The organism is Achromobacter veterisilvae, assembly GCF_900496975.1.
In the GTDB taxonomy this organism is placed as follows: Bacteria; Pseudomonadota; Gammaproteobacteria; order Burkholderiales; family Burkholderiaceae_B; genus Achromobacter; species Achromobacter veterisilvae.
In genome coordinates this window covers 44,697-61,699 of the sequence record NZ_UFQC01000012.1, presented here as the reverse complement: position 1 = coordinate 61,699, position 17,003 = coordinate 44,697, and the positions used below count along the sequence as shown (strand labels likewise).

Sequence of the window (17,003 nt, the reverse complement as noted above, 5' to 3'; positions counted from 1 at the left end):
GCGCCGGGACCGCATTCGATACGCCATCCATCGTGCCCGATCCGGCGCGAGGGCCGCGCGCACCCTTGAACTACGCACGACGCCGGCACTGCTGGCGAAATGAACGGAGAGTTGAACATGAAAGAAAGAAGAATGGCCCGCTGGGCGTCGCTGGCCGGCACCGTGTTGCTGGCCGTGGGCGGCAGCGCCGCAACACTGGCGGCCGCGGCGGATACGCCACAGCGCGGCGGCACGTTGCGCGTGCTGGACTACCTCGGCTGGGCCTGCCTTGCCCCGTCGGGCGGCGGCACCTATGCGAACTCCGTGATCTCCAACAGCATTCTCGAACGTCTGGTCTATCAGGATTCCGAGACGGCCGAACTGTCGCCCTGGCTCGCGGCGTCGTGGAAAGCCAATGAAGACGCCACGCGCTACACGTTCTCGCTGCGGGAAGGCGTCAGTTTCAGCGACGGCACCAAGCTGACCGCCGACATCGTCAAGGCGAACCTCGATCAGATCGCGCGGGGCGACAGCTCGCTCGGCATTCCAAAGTGGTCGATGGTGGCGAACTACGATCGCACGGAAGTGGACTCGCCCACGCAGATCTCCGTCTATTTCACACGCCCCAACGTCAGCTTCCCCCAGCAGCTTTCGATGCCGCAGGCCGGAATCCTCGCGCCCAGCACACTGGCCCTGCCTTACCAGGACCAGTGCCAGGGCAAGAACCTCGTGACCACCGGCCCGTTCGTGTTCGTGTCCGAACGCCCGGGCAAGGAGATCGTCTACAAACGGCGAGACGACTACAACTGGGCTCCCTCCGCGCTGAATCACCCGGGGCCGGCATGGATCGACGGCTTCGTCCACACCATCGCCACCGAGGGCAGCGTGCGAGTGGGCACCTTGCTTGCCGGCCAGGCCGACGCTGTCCGCGGCATCCTGCCCACCGACGAGCCCCTGGTGAAGCGATCGCCCAACCATCGTCTGGAAGTGATCACGGCCAACGTCGCGAACCAACTGACCGTGAACTCCAGCACGCCCAACCTGGAAGACGTGCGGGTGCGCCGCGCGCTGAACCTGGCCACGGACCGCAACGAGATCAAGAAGGCCCTGCTGTCGGACAGCTACGGCATCGCCAGCTCGGTGCTTGGCCGCAGCAATCCGGGCTGGGTGGATAACTCCCAGCGCCTCGCCTACGACCCGAAGGGCGCCGCGGCGCTGCTGGACGAGGCTGGCTGGAAGACCGGCCCTGACGGTTACCGCTACAAGGACGGCAGGAAGCTCACGATTCCCACCTATATCTCGCTGCATCACATTACGTCGCAAGGCGGCTTCGAACTGCTGGCCGAACAATGGAAACGCGTGGGCATCGATCTGCAACTGCGCAAGGCCGATACGGCCACCTACTCGAAGGTGCAGCGCGACGGCAAGGTCAACGCCTTCTTCCAGACTTCGCAGATCCGCTTTGATATCGACGCGCTGCGCTTCACCTGGGACAGCACCGTGGGCAACCAGGCCAACCGCGCGATTCCCGAATTGGACGCGCTGGTACGCAAGCAGAACGAAACGACGGACCTCGCGGTCCGCAAGCGGATCGCCGCCGAAGTGCAGACCTTCGTGCTGGACAACGGGCTCGGCATTCCGTTGTACGAGGACGCGTTGGTATACGGCGTGTCGAAGAAGGTGCACGGCATCGGCCATGAGCCTCAAGGACGGCCGTACTTCCTGACCACCTGGCTGTCCAAGTAAGCCAGATTTCTCACTGCCGCCATGCTCCGATACTTCCTGCGCCGCACCGGACAGGCACTGACAGTGCTGTGGCTCGCCTATACCGCGAGCTATGCACTGCTCTACCTGATTCCGCTGGATCCCATCAGCGTGCGCCTGGCCGACCCGGACAATCCCGTCAGCCCCGAGGACAGCGCCAAAATCCTGGCCTACTACGGCCTGGACCGCTCGGCCTGGGAGCAATACGCCGACGCGCTCAACCGGCTGCTGCACGGCGATCTCGGCTATTCGCTCGTGTCGGGGGAGACGGTCACGCATCTACTGGCGAGCGCCTTTCCATCCACCCTGAAGCTCACGGGGCTGGGTGTGGTGTTCGCGCTGCTGCTCGCGCTGGCCATCGTCAGCACGGTCGCCCTGACCCGCTGGAAGGCCCTGCGCCATTTCCTGGAACTGCTGCCCAGCCTGTTCGTCTCCGTGCCCATGTTCTGGCTGGGGCTGATCGTGATCCAGGTGTTTTCGTTTCGCCTGGGCCTGTTCGTCGCCGTCGACGACCAGGCCGCGTCCTCCCTGGTCTTCGCCGCGCTGGCCATGGCGCTGCCGGTCAGCGCGCCATTGGCCGCGGTGCTGATGGCCAGCGTCCAAGCGGTCTACAAAGAACCGTTCGTGGCCGTGCTCAAGACCAAGGGCGTGGGCGCCTTCGGCATCTATGCGCGCCACGTGCTGCGCAACTGCCTGATGCCGGTCCTCACGGTACTGGGACTCACGATCGGCGAACTCGTCGCCGGCGCGGTCGTCACGGAAACCATCTTCTCGCGCCCGGGGCTGGGCTTTCTGACGGAGCGCTCCGTCGCGAACCAGGACCTGCCGGTGATCCAGGCCGTCGTGTTGATCGCCGCCTTCGTGTTCGTGACGTTCAACTGGCTGGTGGACGTACTGCACCCCATCGTCGACCCGCGCGAACGGGCCGCCCGCTCGGCGACGCGTCCCGCCGCGGCTCCCAAGGTCATCGCATCATGAATGTGGCTACTTCGTTGACCCTTCCCGCTACGCGCCGCCGGTCCCGGCGCTGGAGCCCCGGCCTGGTCCTGGCGCTCTTCATTCTGGCCCTGTCCGTGCTCAGCGCGCTGGCGCCGGGCCTCCTCGCACCGTACGGCCCGCTGGATAGCGATCCGGCCAACCGCCTGCTCGCGCCCAGCCTGCTGCATCCTTTCGGCACCGACGCGCTGGGCCGGGATGTATTGAGCCGCACGATACACGGCGCGTCGCTCTCGCTCAGCGGCGCCGCGATCGCGGTATCGCTCGGCCTGTTCGCGGGCGTGGGCATCGGCCTGGTGTCCGGCTACTTCGGCGGCGCGGTGGATGCCATTGCCATGCGCCTGGTCGACGTGCTGCTGGCCATTCCTAACCTGCTGCTCAGCATGGCGATCGTCGTGACGTTCGGCTTCGGCACCGGCAATGCCGCGATGGCGGTGGGCGTGGCGTCCATCGCCGTCTTCGCGCGGCTGACCCGCGCCGAGGTCCTGCGGGTGCGCGCGCTGCCCTATGTCGAAGCGGCGCGCGGCTCGGGTGTCGGCGAATTCGGCATCGTGGTCCGCCACATCCTGCCCAATGCCATCACGCCGGTGCTGGGCCTGGCGGCGCTGCAGTTCGGCACCGCCATCCTCGCCATCGCCACGCTCGGATTCCTGGGCCTCGGCACGCCTCCGCCCACCCCCGAATGGGGCCTGCTCGTGGCCGAGGGGCGCGACTATCTCGCGTTCGCCTGGTGGCTTACGACGCTGCCCGGCCTGGTGATCGTCGCCGCGGTGCTGTCGGCCAGCCGAGTTGCCGCCGAAATCCGCAGGGAGCATCAATGAACTCCTCTCTCTCCTCGCGCGCGCACGCCGCCGCCACCGACAATGAGGTCTTGCTCAGCGTCGAAGATCTGAGCGTGGCCTATCGGGTAGACGGCCAGGACGTGGCCGCCCTCGCGGACGTCAGCTTCTCGCTGCGCCGCGGCGAAACCACCGCCCTGCTGGGCGAGTCCGGCTCGGGCAAGAGCACCATCGCCGGCAGCATTGCCGGGAATCTGGCCGACGCCGCTCGCGCCAGCGGCAGGATACGCTTCGCCCAACACGATCTGCTCAGGTTGAGCGAGCGTGAGCTGCGGCCGTTGCGCGGGACCGAGATCGGCTATGTGCCGCAGAACCCCGCGCGCTCGCTCGACCCGCTGATCCCGATCGGCCTGCAGCTCGAGGAAACGCTGCGGGTGCACGGACTGCGCGAACCCTCGGGCGCGCGCCAGGCCCGCATCCTCGGCCTGCTGCAACGTGTCGGCTTCCGCGATCCGGCCGCCGTGGCGCGGCGCTACCCGCATGAGCTTTCAGGCGGCATGCAGCAACGCGTGCTGATCGCCATCGCGCTCACCTTCACGCCGCGCATCCTGATCGCCGACGAGCCGACCTCGGCGCTCGATGTCACCGTGCAGAAAGCCATCCTGGATCTGATCGATCAGCGCAAAGCCGAGGATCGGACCGCGGTGCTGCTGGTGACGCACGATATCGGCGTTGCCGCGGAACGTTCGCAGAACGTCGTGGTCCTGCGGCACGGCCGCATCGTCGAAGCCGGCCCGACGGACCGGGTGCTGCGCGCGCCGCAACACGAATACACCCGCCAACTGCTGCGCGACGTGCCCGGCGCCGATGCCGGGCGGCGCGCGCCACGCGCGCCGGCCATCCCCGGCATACCCGCGCCCGCCATCCGGCTGAACGGCGTGAGCGTGGATTACGCCTCGCGCCGGGGTCCGGCGCACCGGGCGGTGAACGACGTGTCGTTCAGCGTCAAGCCGGGCACCACCCTTGCGATCGTCGGCGAGTCGGGGTCCGGCAAGACCACCACTGCCCGCGCGATCGCGCGTTTCGTCGCCCCATCGGCCGGTGAGATCGAGGTCCGCGACGCCGCTGGCGCATTGCTGGCGCCAGACCGGGAGCGCGCATTTCGGCGCCGCGTCCAATACGTCTATCAGAATCCTTACCTCTCGCTCAATCCGCGGCACCGAATCCAGACCGTGCTTGCCGAGCCCCTGCGCGCCTTCGAGATCGGCGATGCCCGTTCGCGGCAGGCGCGCATCGAGGCGCTGCTCGATATGGTGGCGCTTCCCCAAAGCGCGCTGGCGCGGCGCGCCCGCGAGCTTTCCGGCGGGCAACTGCAACGGGTCGCCATCGCGCGCGCGCTCGCCGCCGAACCGTCGATCCTGGTGCTGGACGAGCCGGTCTCCGCGCTGGACGTGACCGTGCAGGCGCAGATATTGCGTCTGCTCGAAGGCCTGCAGGCGGAACTGGGCCTGACTTACCTCTTCATTTCGCATGACCTGGCCGTGGTGCGGCGGATCGCCGACGAGATTGCCGTGATGCACGAGGGCCGGATAGTCGAACACGGCCCGACCGAACAGGTCTACCTGCATCCGGCCCATGCCTACACACGTCAATTGCTGGACGCCGTGCCGGACCTCCCGGCGAGCGCGCTCGACAACGCCTTGCCTGCCGGGGATTCGACGCTGGCCGCGGTGGCCTGACGGCCGCCTCGACCGACGTTCTTCGCCACGATCCCCATAGAAACAGCTCTTTCCGGAACCCCATCATGACCGATACGATCCCCGCCCGCTCGCCCGCCACGGAGCCGGACAGCCCGCTCGCGCGCGTCCTGCGCCAGCCCTTCATCCTTGGCCTGTTCCTGCCGATCCAGGACGGCGGCTGGACGCCCTCGACGCTGCCGCGCACGACCACCTGGACATTCGACTACAACGCCAGGCTGACGCAGCGCGCCGAGGCGCTGGGTTTCGACCTGGTGTTCGGGCTGGCCCAATGGGCCAGTCACGGCGGCTATGGCGGCAAGACCCGCTATCGCGAGATTTCCCTCGACTCGTTCATGGCGACCGCGGCGCTGGCCGCATGCACCGAGCGCATCCTGCTGATCTCCACGCTGCATATCCTGTACGGCCCCTGGCACCCGGTGCATCTGGCCAAGTTCGGCGCCACGCTCGATCACATCTCCAAGGGGCGCTGGGGCATCAACGTCGTCACGGGCTATGCGGAGCGCGAGCCGCTCATGTTCGGCATGAAGAAGATCGAGCACGACACCCGCTACGAGATGGCCGACGTGTTCGTGGAACGGCTCAAGCAGTTGTGGTCGCTCGATCGCAATCTCACCGTCGACGGGCCGCACTGGGCAATGGAAGACGCCTTCGTCACGCCCAAGCCGGCCTATGGCCGCCCCGTGCTCGTCAACGCGGCGGGATCGCGCGCCGGCATCGAGTTCGCCGCCCGCCATTCCGACCTTGTCTTCATCACCAGTCCGGCGGGCAACCAGTTGGAGGACGCGCTCGCCAGCCTGCCCGACCACATCGCCAACATCCGCGCGACGGCGGCGAAGCAGGGAAGCAGCCTGCGGACCATGATCAATCCCATGGTGATCTGCCGGGACACCGAACAGGAGGCGATCGCCTATCGCGATGCGATCGAGGCCGCGGCGGACGTCGAGGCGGTGGAGAACTTCGCCGAACACGGCCGGCGCGGCGACAGCCATGCCTGGCGCAATCAGCGCCGCCAGCACCGCGCCATAGGCGGCAATCTGCACTTGGTCGGCAGTCCCGAACAGATTGTCGACGCGCTGCTCAAGCTGAAGGCAGCGGGGATCGACGGAGTGCAGGTCACCTTCTACGACTTCGCGCCGGACCTGGAGCACTTCGCCGAGAAGGTATTGCCCCTGCTCTACGAGGCGGGCCTGCGCATCCCGGAAGACCGTCTAACCGCCACGCCGGCCGCCGCCTGAGCGCCCTGGAACCCTATCTCTCTACACCGGAACCTGTCATGACCCTGGATCGCCGTACCTTCATTCTCTCGGCCTCGAGCGCGCTGCTGGCCAGCAGCGTGCCGCTCAATGCCCTCGCCAAGACCGCGCCGCGCGAAGGCGGCACCTTCGTGATCAATCTGGAACCCGAACCGTCGAGCTTCCTGTTCAACTCGAACACCGCCGGCATCCTGGCGGGGCAGGTGGTCGAAGGATTGGTCGAATACGACGAGAACTACAAGCCGGTGCCGGCGCTGGCGGAAAGCTGGGAGGCTTCGCCGGACGGCCTGACCATCACGTTCCGGCTGCGCCGCGACGTCAAGTGGCATGACGGCAGGCCGTTCACCTCGGCGGATGTGCAGTACACCGTGCTCGAAGTCATCAAGAAGGTGAACCCTCGCGCCGGCACCGCGTACAAAGCGGTGCAGGCAGTGGATACGCCCGACGCGCATACCGCGGTCTTCCGGCTCTCGGAACCCTCGCCGGCGATCTGGGCGGTGCTCTCCTCCACGGAAGCGGCGATTCTTCCGCGCCACCTCTATGAAGGCAAGTCTCCGCTCACCAACGAATGGAACAACAAGCTGATTGGCACGGGCCCATTCGTGTTCAAAGAATGGCAGCGGGGCGACTACATCCTGCTCGAGCGCAATCCCGACTACTGGCGCGGCCGTCCCTACCTGAACCGCGTCCGGATAAAGACCATCACGGATCCGGGCGCTCGCGCCGCGGCGCTGGAAGCGGGCGAGGTCCATTACTCGCCCTTCAGCTCGGTGGCGCCGTCCGAAGTCTCGCGCTTGAAGCAATTGCCCGGGCTGCGCATCGAGACCGGCGGCTACGGCATCTTCGTGCCGCAGTTCTTCTTCGATTTCAACCTCGATCGACCGCAGTTCCAGGACAAGCGCGTGCGCGCCGCATTCGCCCATGCCATCGACCGCCAGGCGCTCGCCGACAAGGTCTGGTTCGGCCTGGCCAAGCTCGCGACCGGCCCGATCCCCAGCGCCCAGGCGGCGAATTACACCAGCGAGACCACGCAATATCCCTTCGACCTCAAGAAGGCCGAGCAACTGCTGGACGAGGCCGGCCTGCCTCGCAAGGCGGACGGAGTGCGCTTGCGCATCACGCACCACACCATGCCTTACGGCGACGTCTTCAAGCGGGTCGGCGAGTTTCTGAAGGAATCGCTCAAGCAAGTGGGCGTGGAGGTCCAATTGGTGAACCTGGACCTCGCTCAGTTCCACCGCACGATCTTCGGCGAGCGCGACTTCGACACGTTCAGCACGTATTACGCGGCGGGCGCCGACCCGCAGTTCGGCGTACTGCGCCGCTACTGGACCAAGACGATCGCCAAGGGCGTGCCCTGGTCCAACGGCACCGGCTACTCGAACCCCGACCTCGACAAGATCATCGAGGCCAGCTTCACCGAAAACGATCCGGCCAAGCGCCGCGAGCTGCTGGTGCGGTTCCAGAAGATCGCGCAGGACGATCTGCCCTCGATCAATCTGCTGGAGTTGCAGCATTTCAGCGTGGTGTCCAGCCGCGTGCAGGGGCTGAGCACGTTCCCCGACGGCTACGCGAAGTCGTTCCGCGACGTCTGGCTGGAACCCCGGAGCTGATCGCATGCTGCGCCAACTCACCTACGTCTGCGGCCGCCTGATCCAGATCATTCCGGTGGCCCTGCTGATCATCCTGGCGAACTTTTTCCTGCTCAAGCTGGCTCCGGGAGACATCTCCGAGATCATGGCGGGCGAAATGGGCGCGGCCACGCCGGAGTTCATGGCGGAGCTGCGCACCCAGTTTGGCACCGATCAGTCCTTGCTGGCGCAGCTCCTTCATTACTACCAGAAACTGCTGAGCTTCGACCTGGGCTACTCGTTTCGCAACGGCATGGAAGTCACGGCCCTGATCGCCGACCGGCTGCCCGCCACGGCGATGCTGGCCGGGGCCAGCCTGGCGCTGGCCGTCCTGCTCGGTGTCGGGCTGGGCTGGCTGGGCGCCAACACCCGCCGGGCATGGCTGAAGAACGTCGTATCCGTGTTTACCAGCATCGGATTCGCCACGCCGCTCTTCTGGGTCGGCCTGATGCTCATCGTGTTCTTCTCGATCCATCTCAAATGGCTGCCGACCGGAGGCGTCGAGGACCTGGACGCCGAGTACCAGGGGTTCGAGCGGCTGGCGGATATCGGCAAGCACATGATCATGCCTGTCCTGAGCCTGACGCTCTTCTACGTCGCGATCTACGCGCGCATCACGCGCGCCGCGATCAAGGACGTGCAGAAGCTCGATTTCGTGCGCACCGCAAAGGCCAAGGGCATCGGCAAGCACCGCGTTTCCATCATTCACGTCCTGCGCAACGCGCTGCTCCCCGTCGTGACGGTCACCGGCATGCAGATCGGCTCGATCCTGAGCGGCTCCGTCGTGGTCGAGACCGTGTTCGCGTGGCCTGGAATGGGCCGCCTGGCGTTCGACGCGGTGATGCAGCGCGATCTCAACCTTCTGCTGGGCGTGCTGTTCTGCAGCTCGCTGGTGGTCATGTTCGCCAACATCATGACCGACCTGGTCTACGCCCGACTCGATCCGAGGATAGAACTGAAATGACCCATGGCACGCAATCGGGCTGGCGACGCTTCAGCAGCCACCGGGCCGCGCTGGCGGCTTTGATCCTGCTGGTCGCCCTCGCGCTCATCGCGGCGGCGGCGCCGCTGCTGTTCGGGCACGACGCGTTCGCAATGGTGGGCCAGCCTTTCCTGTGGCCCGGCGCCGATGCGCGCTTTCCGTTGGGAACCGACATGTTCGGCCGCGACATCCTCGCCGGACTGGTCTACGGCGCCCGCGTCTCGCTCGTCGTGGGCGTCGCCGCAGCAGCCTTGTCCACCGTTCTGGGCATCGTAGTCGGGTTGGCCTCCGGCTATTTCGGAGGCTGGATCGGCAACGTGCTGATGCGCCTGACGGAGTTGTTCCAGACCATGCCTTCGATGATCTTCGTGGTGACCATCATGGCGATCTTCACGCCTTCGATCACCACCATCGTGCTGGCCATCGGCCTGACGAGCTGGCCCCAGACCGCCCGGCTGATCCGCGCCGAGACGTTGCGCGTGCGGGAGAGCGAGTTCATCTCGGCGGCGTTCGCGCTGGGCCTGAGCCCGGCCCACATCGTGTCGCGCCACATCCTGCTCAACGTGATCTCGCCGGCCATCGTGACCGCGACCATTCTCGCGGGAACGGCCATCCTGACCGAGGCCGGCCTTGCCTTCCTCGGGTTGGGAGACCCCAACGTCATGTCGTGGGGCAGCATGATCGGCACGGGCCGGCAAGTGTTGCGGACCGCCTGGTACATCTCCGCGATCCCCGGCCTGGCCATTGTGCTGACCGTGATCGCCGTCACCGCCATCGGCAACGGCATCAGCCTCGTGCTCAATCCCAATACCGACATCTAACCCCCTGATTCGACATGCCGCGCAGTGGCCCGCGCGTGCGCCAAGGAGACAACGAACCATGCAGGAAACCATAGACGACAGCCCGGCGCGCACGGCGCCTGGCCAGGCGCCCGCCCACCGGATCGAGAGCGAAGCCGAGGCGCTGGCCGCCGCGGCCAGCCTGGCTGAGCGCTTCCGCGCCGGCGCCATCGAGCGCGACCAGCGCCGAGCGCTGCCGCACGAGGAGATCGCGGCGCTCAAGCGCGCGGGGCTCTTCGCCATCTCGGTGCCCCGGCAGTACGGCGGCCTGGCCGCCAGCGCGGCGACGGTGGCGGAGGTGTTCCGCATTCTGTCGAAAGCGGACCCGAGCATTGGCCAGATTCCGCAGAACCACTTCTGCTTCCTGCCCGTCTTCTCGTTTGGCTCCGCGGCGCAGGCAGAGTTCTTTTACGGGCGCGTCCTGGCCGGCGACAGCATCGGCAACGCCCACTCCGAGAACACGCGCAATCGCGCCGGCACCTACGAGCACGCGCTGCGCAAGGTCGAAGGCGGATGGACCGTCTCCGGGAAGAAGTACTACTCCACCGGCGCCGCGTTCGCCGATTGGATCCCGTTCATCGGCCACGACGAGCAGAAACGGCAGCACATGTTCTTCGTGAACGCGCGGGCTGAAGGCGTGACGATCATCAACGATTGGCGCGGCATGGGCCAGCGCACCACGGCAAGCGGCACGACCGTGTTCGACAACGTGTTCGTGCCGGACTTCAACGTGTTCCCCTACTACCTCGCCGGCGATTCGAAGCGTCCCACGCGCCTGCTGGCCGCGCTCGTGCACTCCGCCATCGACCTGGGCATCGCCCAGGAGGCGCTCGACGATCTGGGCCGCTACATCCGCGAAAGCAATCGCCCCTGGATAGACAATCCTTACGACGAGCACGCCAAGGAGCCATTCATCATCCAGGCCTTTGGCGAGGTAAGCCATTCGGTGCGCATCGCGCAGCGGCTGCTGAGCGCGGCCGCGGCCGAGATCGACCGGGCGCGCGCCGATGGATCGGCCGCGCTGGCCCTGGAAGCCGGGCTGGCGACGGCGGATGCGCGCATCGCGTGCGCCAACGCCTCGCTGCAGGTGTCGGACCAGTTGTTCGCGCTGACGGGCGCCCGCTCCACCCTCGAGAAATACGGCCTCGACCGGCACTGGCGAAACGCGCGCACCCACACACTGCACGATCCGATCCGCTGGAAGCTCTACCACTTGGGAAATTACTACTTGAATGGGGTCGAGCCCGGCCCCCAGTCCCTGATCTGAACCATCGAGGCTCCCCGACATGAATGCCAAGGACACCCTTTTTCCGTCTACGCCCGGCGCCGCGGACCATGCATCTTCCATCCAGGCCGCCCAACTGGCGGACGCGCTGCAACAGGCCGGCGAGATAGCCGTCGTCGACGTGCGCGAACTGGCGCGCCACGTCGACGACGGCCACTTGATTCATTCCGCGCCATTGCCGCTGAGCGTGCTGGAAATCCGGGCGCCCAGCCTCATCCCACGCAAGACCACACCCGTGGTCGTGTATGACGCCGATGGCGGCGCGCTGTCCGCACTGGCGGCACGGCGGCTGCGGGCGCTGGGCTACGCCGACGTGCGCGTGCTCGGCGGCGGCGTGGACGGCTGGCGCGCCGACGGGCGCGAGGTCTACACCGGCCTGCATGTGCTGTCGAAGGCATTCGGCGAGTTCGTCGAACACACCTATGGCACTCCGCACATCCCGCCGGACGAACTCAAGACCTTGCTCGACGACGGCTCGGACGTCGTCCTGCTCGACGGCCGCAACCTCGAAGAGTTCTACAAGTTCAGTATTCCCGGCGCCCACGCATGCCCGAACGCCGAACTGCCGTACCGCGTCCACGATCTGGTTTCTTCGGATCGGACCCTGGTGGTGGTGAGCTGCGCGGGACGCACCCGCTCGATCATCGGCGCGCAGGCGCTGATCAACACGGGGCTGCCGAACCGAGTGGTGGCGCTGGAAAACGGCGCCATGGCGTGGTTCAAGGCGGGCTATCCGCTCAGGAATCAGCACAGCAACCCGGCGCCGGCGCCTTCGGACGCCGGGCGCGACAAGTCGCGCCAAGCCGCGCAGGCGCTACGCGAGCGCTTTGCGATCCCCAGCATCGACTCCGCCGGCTTGCAGGCGCTGCGCGACGATTCCACGCGAAGCCTGTATGTCCTCGACGTTCGCACCGCCGCGGAGTTCGAAGCGGGGCATCTGCCCGGATCGCTGTGGGCGGAAGGCGGACAGCTCGTCCAGGCGACGGACAAGTGGATCGCGACGCGCCACGCGCGCATCGTGCTGGTCGACAACGGCGACGGCGTGCGCTCGGCGATTACGGCGTCGTGGCTGATCCAGCTCGGCTGGAACGAGGTCCATACCTACGCCCTGCCGCCCGCGCGGGACACCGTGCAGCCCAGCGCCGCCCCGTCGCCGGCAGCGGCCGGGACCACGGCCGCGAGCGACATTCTTCCGCGGGATCTGCGCGCCAGGCTCGACGCGGACAGCATCGCGCTGTTCGACTTCTCGCCCAGCCCGACCTACCGCGCCGGACACATCCCGGGAGCGCGCTTCGCGCTGCGTTCCCGCATCGATGCCCGGCTGGAAGAAGCGCTTGCCGGACGCGACATCGCCATCGTGGCGGCGGACCCGGTGCTGGCGGCCCTGGCCGCCGAAGACATCCGCGCGCAGACCGGGCGCGAGGTCTTCATCGTGAAAGGGGGCACCCAGGCCTGGCAGGACGCCGGTCTTCCCCTGGGCGGCGAATCGGAAGCAGACTGGCACGACGCCCCGGACGATGTCTGGCTCTCGCCGTATTTCCGCGAGGATCGGATTCGCGCCTTCGATACCTACATCGAGTGGGAAACGGGGCTCATCGACCAGATCAGGCGCGACCCTTCCGTTTCCTTCCCGCCCTTCCACCTCGACGCTTGACCCCCGCCCGGCACATACACGGAGTCCTCCATGAACTCGACCTCTCCCCCCGGCCCCGCCGAAACCACGCTGTCCGTGCGTCATTTGCAGGTCGCCTTCGGGACTCCCGATCAGCCGCGCACTGTGATACACGACCTGTCGTTCGACGTGGCCCGGGGAGAGATGCTGGCCATTGTCGGCGAGTCGGGTTCCGGCAAGAGCGTCACGGCCCTGTCCATCATGCGATTGCTGCCCGAGCGGAACGCGCGCGTGCGGGGTGAGATCCTGCTGGACGGCCGCGACCTGCTGAAACTGGGCGACACCGAGATGGACGCGGTGCGCGGCGCCGCCGTGTCGATGATCTTCCAGGAGCCAATGACGAGCCTGAACCCGGTGCTGACCGTGGGATATCAGATCGGCGAGGCGCTTCGGCGCCATCGCGGGTTCGACAGGCGCGCGGCGCGCGCAGAAGCCGCGCGCCTGCTGGAACGTGTGCACGTCCCGCAGGCGCGCGCGCGCATCGACGACTTTCCCCATCAGTTCTCGGGCGGCATGCGCCAGCGCGTCATGATCGCCATGGCGCTGGCTTGCAGTCCTTCCATCCTCATCGCCGACGAGCCCACGACGGCGCTCGACGTGACCATCCAGGCGCAGATACTGGACCTGATTGCCGAACTGCAGCGCGAGGAACGCATGGCCGTGCTCTTCATCACGCACGACATGGGCGTGGTGGCGGAGGTCGCCGACCGCGCGCTCGTGATGCGTGAAGGGCGGTGCGTCGAACATGGCGCCACCGACGATTTGTTCGCCCAACCCGTCCATCCCTACACCCGGGCCCTGTTGGCCGCCGTGCCGCGCCTGGGCGCCATGAACGGCAAGCCGCGGCCCGAGCCGTTCAGCCTGGTCGATGTCGATACGGGCGAATTCCGCCCGGCCCCGGCGCTGCGCGACACGCTGGATCCCTCGGCCGCGCCCGTGCTCGAGGTGAGCGGTCTGTCGACTCGCTTCGATGTGCGCGGCGGGCTGTTCGGCCGCGTGACCGCGCGCGTGCATGCCGTCGAAAACGTGTCCCTCTCCATTCAACCCGGGGAGACGCTCGCGCTGGTGGGAGAATCGGGCTCCGGGAAATCCACCATCGGCCGATCCGTGGTCGGCCTCAATCAGCCGCAGGAAGGATCGATCAAACTGGAGGGGCGCGAGCTGCTGGGCATGCCTGCCAGGCAGTTGCGCGACGCGCGCCGCCGCATTCAGATCATCTTCCAGGATCCCTTCGCCAGCCTGGACCCGCGCCAGACCGTGGGCGCGGCCATCGCGGAGCCTTTGCTCGCGCACGGCCTGGCCGACCCGCGCTCGGTGCACGAGCACGTCGCGGCGGCGCTTGCCAAGGTGCAGTTGCAGCCCGACATGGCGCGGCGCTTTCCGCACGAGTTCTCGGGCGGCCAGCGCCAGCGCATCTGCCTGGCCCGCATCCTGGGCCTGCAACCGCGGCTCATCATCGCCGACGAGTCCGTCTCCGCGCTGGATGTATCGGTGAAGGCCCGCATCATCAATCTGATGCTGGAGCTTCAGGCCGACCTGGGCATGTCATACCTGTTCATCTCGCACGACCTGGCCGCCGTCGAGCGCGTCAGCCACCGCATCGCCGTCATGTACCTGGGTGAAATCGTCGAGATCGGACCGCGCGAAGCGGTGCTGAACAATCCGCAGCACCCTTATACCCGGCAGTTGCTGGAGGCCGTTCCCATACCCGATCCCACGCGCCGCAGGAACCGGGCGGGCCTGGCCGGCTGGCAGCGCGAGCGCAGCCAGACCCATGCGCCCACGGCGACGCTGCCGCAGCGCGTCTACCGGGATGTCGCGGACGCGCATCGGGTGATGGTGTGGGAATAGAACCCGACAAGTAAAGCTTTTCGCAGCATTCGATCCGGCTTGAGCTGACCGTGCCTGCCATGTCGATGCGAAACAATCTCGCGGTTTTCCGACTTATCAGATCTTGTTATGGAGGCCGATAAAAATATCGGATTGGCATCTCGCCCAGCCCCTGCTTAGACTGACTTGCCTGAAACTCACATTCATTGCCGGACTGCCCGGGCAAATCGCGGGGTGCATGTTGAATCCGAATGCCGACACGCCGGTATGGCTGATAACGGGCTGTTCCAAGGGGCTGGGCCGCGCATTGGCCGTGCACGTGCTGGCCCAAGGGCATCGGTGCGTCGTCACGGCGCGAGACCTGGACTCGATCCGCGAGTTGATTTCCGCCCACCCCGACCACCAGGCGGCGGCCTGCGCAGTGGACGTCACCGACCCGGACCAGGTCACGAGGGCCGTGCGTCTGGCGACGGACCGGTTCGGCCGCATCGACGCGCTTGTCAACAATGCCGGGTTTGGCTACAACGCCAGCGTCGAAGCCGGCAAGGATAAGCAGATCCGCGATCTGTTCGAGACCAATTTTTTCGGACTTGCGTCCCTGACTCGCGCCGTCCTTCCCGTCATGCGCGCGCAACGGAGCGGACACATCTTCAACGTTTCCTCCATCAGCGGCCGCGTCGGCAGCCCTGGTTCGGCCTACTACGCCGCATCGAAGTTCGCGGTGGAGGGCCTATCGCAAGGGCTGGCGAAGGAAGTCGGGCCATTGGGCATCCGCGTCACCGTCATCGAACCGGGGCCGCTGCGGACCGATTTCCAGGGAAGCTCGATGACGAGCGCGCCTGACTCCGTCGATGACTATGCGCAAACCGTCGGGTTGCGGCATGAAAGGCTGCGCGCAACGCACGGCCATCAGGAAGGATCGCCGGCACGTGCGGCCGAAATAATCTTCCGGGTGTTCCAGGACGCTGCGCCGCCCTTGCAGCTTCTGATGGGAAAACGGGCCATCGAGATGGCTGATGTCCGTTTGCGCGAGCAGTTCGCCGAACTGAATCGGCATCGCCAGACGTCGCTCTCGGTTGACGTCGATTCTTGAGGTTTCCTGCTGCACCTACCATCGCCCGAACCCGCATGAGTATGCCGGGATCGGGAACCGATCGGTGTTCCCCTCCCACTTCCTGCCCAAGAAAGCGCGCCTACGCCCATGACCCGACAATCTATCCACGTAGCCGTCCTGGACGACTATCAGCACGCCGCGCGGCAAAGCGCCGACTGGACTGCCCTGCCTGAGCATGTCCGGGTCACGTTCCATAGCGACCATATTGAAAACCCCTCCGCCCTGGAAGATCGCCTGCACCCCTACGACGTCATCTGCCTGATGCGCGAGCGGACCAAGCTCGACGCGGAGATGCTGAGGAACCTGCCCAATCTGAAGCTGATCGTCACCACCGCGATGCGCAACGCCGCCCTGGATATCGCTGCCGCTCAGCAGCTCGGCATCGTTGTCTGCGGCACCCAAGCCCCGCAAAATGGCACGCCCGAACTCATCTGGCTGCACATCCTGGCGCACGCCCGCCACCTGGAACAGGAACGCTCGGCGCTGGAACGGGGCCAATGGCAAGTTACCGTGGGCCAGGACCTGCACGGCGCCGTGCTGGGGCTGGTCGGCCTGGGCCGCATCGGACAGCGCGTCGCCCAAGTCGCCAACGCATTCGGCATGCAGGTCCTGGCCTGGAGTCCGAACCTGACGGCCGAGCGCGCCCATGCCGCCGGCGCGCGCTTCGTGTCGAAGGCGGATCTGTTCAGCCAGGCCGATTACATCGTGATCGCCATGCAGCTACGCAACAGCACACGGCACCTGGTCTCGGAAGCCGAGTTGTCGCGCATGAAGCCAAATGCCTATTTCATCAACACATCGCGCGCCGGATTGGTGGACGAAAGCGCCTTGATCCAGGCGCTGCGGGAATCCCGCATCGCCGGCGCCGGCCTGGATGTCTTTCATACCGAGCCGCTGCCGCGCGAACACCCGTTCCGGACCTTGCCCAATGTGCTGATCACACCCCACCTTGGGTACGTCACGCGCGCCGCCTACGAGCAGTTCTACCGCGAAACCGTGGAAGACATCCAGGCCTGGATGGCCGGCGAACCGATACGCGAACTGGACCTGGCCCACCAATAGCCGGCTCGCATCAAAGCCCCTTATAGCCCCCCATAGAAAGATCGGATTGGCGTAACC

Annotated in this window: 13 protein-coding genes; all 13 read left to right on the top strand. The window is 66.5% G+C overall.

Features of this window, described 5'->3' with window-relative positions; all coding sequences use genetic code 11:
- The first annotated feature begins 117 nt into the window (after positions 1-117).
- The 13 genes from AVE30378_RS13200 (at position 118) to AVE30378_RS13140 (ending at position 16,946) form a co-directional block, all read left to right on the top strand.
- Positions 118-1,725, top strand: a complete 1,608-nt coding sequence (locus tag AVE30378_RS13200; RefSeq protein WP_165360180.1) for an ABC transporter substrate-binding protein — start codon at positions 118-120, stop codon at positions 1,723-1,725.
- Between the two features lie 21 nt (positions 1,726-1,746).
- Positions 1,747-2,721, top strand: coding sequence for an ABC transporter permease (locus AVE30378_RS13195; RefSeq protein ID WP_129241327.1), 975 nt, complete (start codon positions 1,747-1,749; stop codon positions 2,719-2,721).
- Positions 2,718-3,560, top strand: coding sequence for an ABC transporter permease (locus AVE30378_RS13190; protein ID WP_129241326.1), 843 nt, complete (start codon positions 2,718-2,720; stop codon positions 3,558-3,560). Before AVE30378_RS13195 ends, AVE30378_RS13190 begins: the two co-directional genes overlap by 4 nt.
- Positions 3,557-5,257, top strand: a complete 1,701-nt coding sequence (locus AVE30378_RS13185) for a dipeptide ABC transporter ATP-binding protein (RefSeq protein ID WP_129241325.1) — start codon at positions 3,557-3,559, stop codon at positions 5,255-5,257. Before AVE30378_RS13190 ends, AVE30378_RS13185 begins: the two co-directional genes overlap by 4 nt.
- Positions 5,258-5,322: 65 nt before the next feature.
- Positions 5,323-6,513 carry an LLM class flavin-dependent oxidoreductase gene (locus tag AVE30378_RS13180; protein WP_129241324.1) on the top strand — a complete coding sequence of 397 codons (1,191 nt, stop codon included), beginning with the start codon at positions 5,323-5,325 and terminating at the stop codon, positions 6,511-6,513.
- Between the two features lie 38 nt (positions 6,514-6,551).
- Complete coding sequence (locus AVE30378_RS13175) at positions 6,552-8,144, top strand: ABC transporter substrate-binding protein (protein ID WP_129241323.1); 1,593 nt, start codon at positions 6,552-6,554, stop codon at positions 8,142-8,144.
- Positions 8,145-8,148: 4 nt separating this feature from the next.
- Entirely contained in the window at positions 8,149-9,126 is a 978-nt protein-coding gene (locus AVE30378_RS13170) for an ABC transporter permease (RefSeq protein ID WP_129241322.1), read from the top strand.
- Positions 9,123-9,965, top strand: a complete 843-nt coding sequence (locus tag AVE30378_RS13165; protein WP_129241321.1) for an ABC transporter permease — start codon at positions 9,123-9,125, stop codon at positions 9,963-9,965. The genes AVE30378_RS13170 and AVE30378_RS13165 overlap by 4 nt, the downstream gene beginning before the upstream one ends.
- A 58-nt stretch (positions 9,966-10,023) precedes the next feature.
- Positions 10,024-11,250, top strand: coding sequence for an SfnB family sulfur acquisition oxidoreductase (locus tag AVE30378_RS13160; RefSeq protein WP_129241320.1), 1,227 nt, complete (start codon positions 10,024-10,026; stop codon positions 11,248-11,250).
- 19 nt (positions 11,251-11,269) lie between these two features.
- A complete protein-coding gene (locus AVE30378_RS13155) occupies positions 11,270-12,922 on the top strand; it encodes a rhodanese-like domain-containing protein (RefSeq protein ID WP_129241319.1) in 1,653 nt (550 codons plus the stop codon).
- A gap of 30 nt (positions 12,923-12,952) precedes the next feature.
- Positions 12,953-14,791 (top strand): ABC transporter ATP-binding protein, encoded by a 1,839-nt coding sequence (locus AVE30378_RS13150; protein ID WP_129241318.1) that lies wholly within the window; start codon positions 12,953-12,955, stop codon positions 14,789-14,791.
- Positions 14,792-15,008: 217 nt separating this feature from the next.
- Positions 15,009-15,863 (top strand): oxidoreductase, encoded by an 855-nt coding sequence (locus AVE30378_RS13145; RefSeq protein ID WP_165360179.1) that lies wholly within the window; start codon positions 15,009-15,011, stop codon positions 15,861-15,863.
- A gap of 108 nt (positions 15,864-15,971) precedes the next feature.
- On the top strand, positions 15,972-16,946 hold the full coding sequence (locus AVE30378_RS13140) for a D-2-hydroxyacid dehydrogenase family protein (protein ID WP_129241317.1): 975 nt from the start codon (positions 15,972-15,974) through the stop codon (positions 16,944-16,946).
- The last annotated feature ends 57 nt before the right edge of the window (positions 16,947-17,003 follow it).

Coding starts and splice junctions, on each gene's coding strand:
- AVE30378_RS13195 (WP_129241327.1), top strand. CDS start 1,747: ATGCTCCGATACTTCCTGCGCCGCACCGGACAGGCACTGACAGTGCTG.
- AVE30378_RS13160 (WP_129241320.1), top strand. CDS start 10,024: ATGCAGGAAACCATAGACGACAGCCCGGCGCGCACGGCGCCTGGCCAG.
- AVE30378_RS13145 (WP_165360179.1), top strand. CDS start 15,009: ATGTTGAATCCGAATGCCGACACGCCGGTATGGCTGATAACGGGCTGT.
- AVE30378_RS13200 (WP_165360180.1), top strand. CDS start 118: ATGAAAGAAAGAAGAATGGCCCGCTGGGCGTCGCTGGCCGGCACCGTG.
- AVE30378_RS13155 (WP_129241319.1), top strand. CDS start 11,270: ATGAATGCCAAGGACACCCTTTTTCCGTCTACGCCCGGCGCCGCGGAC.
- AVE30378_RS13190 (WP_129241326.1), top strand. CDS start 2,718: ATGAATGTGGCTACTTCGTTGACCCTTCCCGCTACGCGCCGCCGGTCC.
- AVE30378_RS13140 (WP_129241317.1), top strand. CDS start 15,972: ATGACCCGACAATCTATCCACGTAGCCGTCCTGGACGACTATCAGCAC.
- AVE30378_RS13170 (WP_129241322.1), top strand. CDS start 8,149: ATGCTGCGCCAACTCACCTACGTCTGCGGCCGCCTGATCCAGATCATT.
- AVE30378_RS13185 (WP_129241325.1), top strand. CDS start 3,557: ATGAACTCCTCTCTCTCCTCGCGCGCGCACGCCGCCGCCACCGACAAT.
- AVE30378_RS13165 (WP_129241321.1), top strand. CDS start 9,123: ATGACCCATGGCACGCAATCGGGCTGGCGACGCTTCAGCAGCCACCGG.
- AVE30378_RS13180 (WP_129241324.1), top strand. CDS start 5,323: ATGACCGATACGATCCCCGCCCGCTCGCCCGCCACGGAGCCGGACAGC.
- AVE30378_RS13175 (WP_129241323.1), top strand. CDS start 6,552: ATGACCCTGGATCGCCGTACCTTCATTCTCTCGGCCTCGAGCGCGCTG.
- AVE30378_RS13150 (WP_129241318.1), top strand. CDS start 12,953: ATGAACTCGACCTCTCCCCCCGGCCCCGCCGAAACCACGCTGTCCGTG.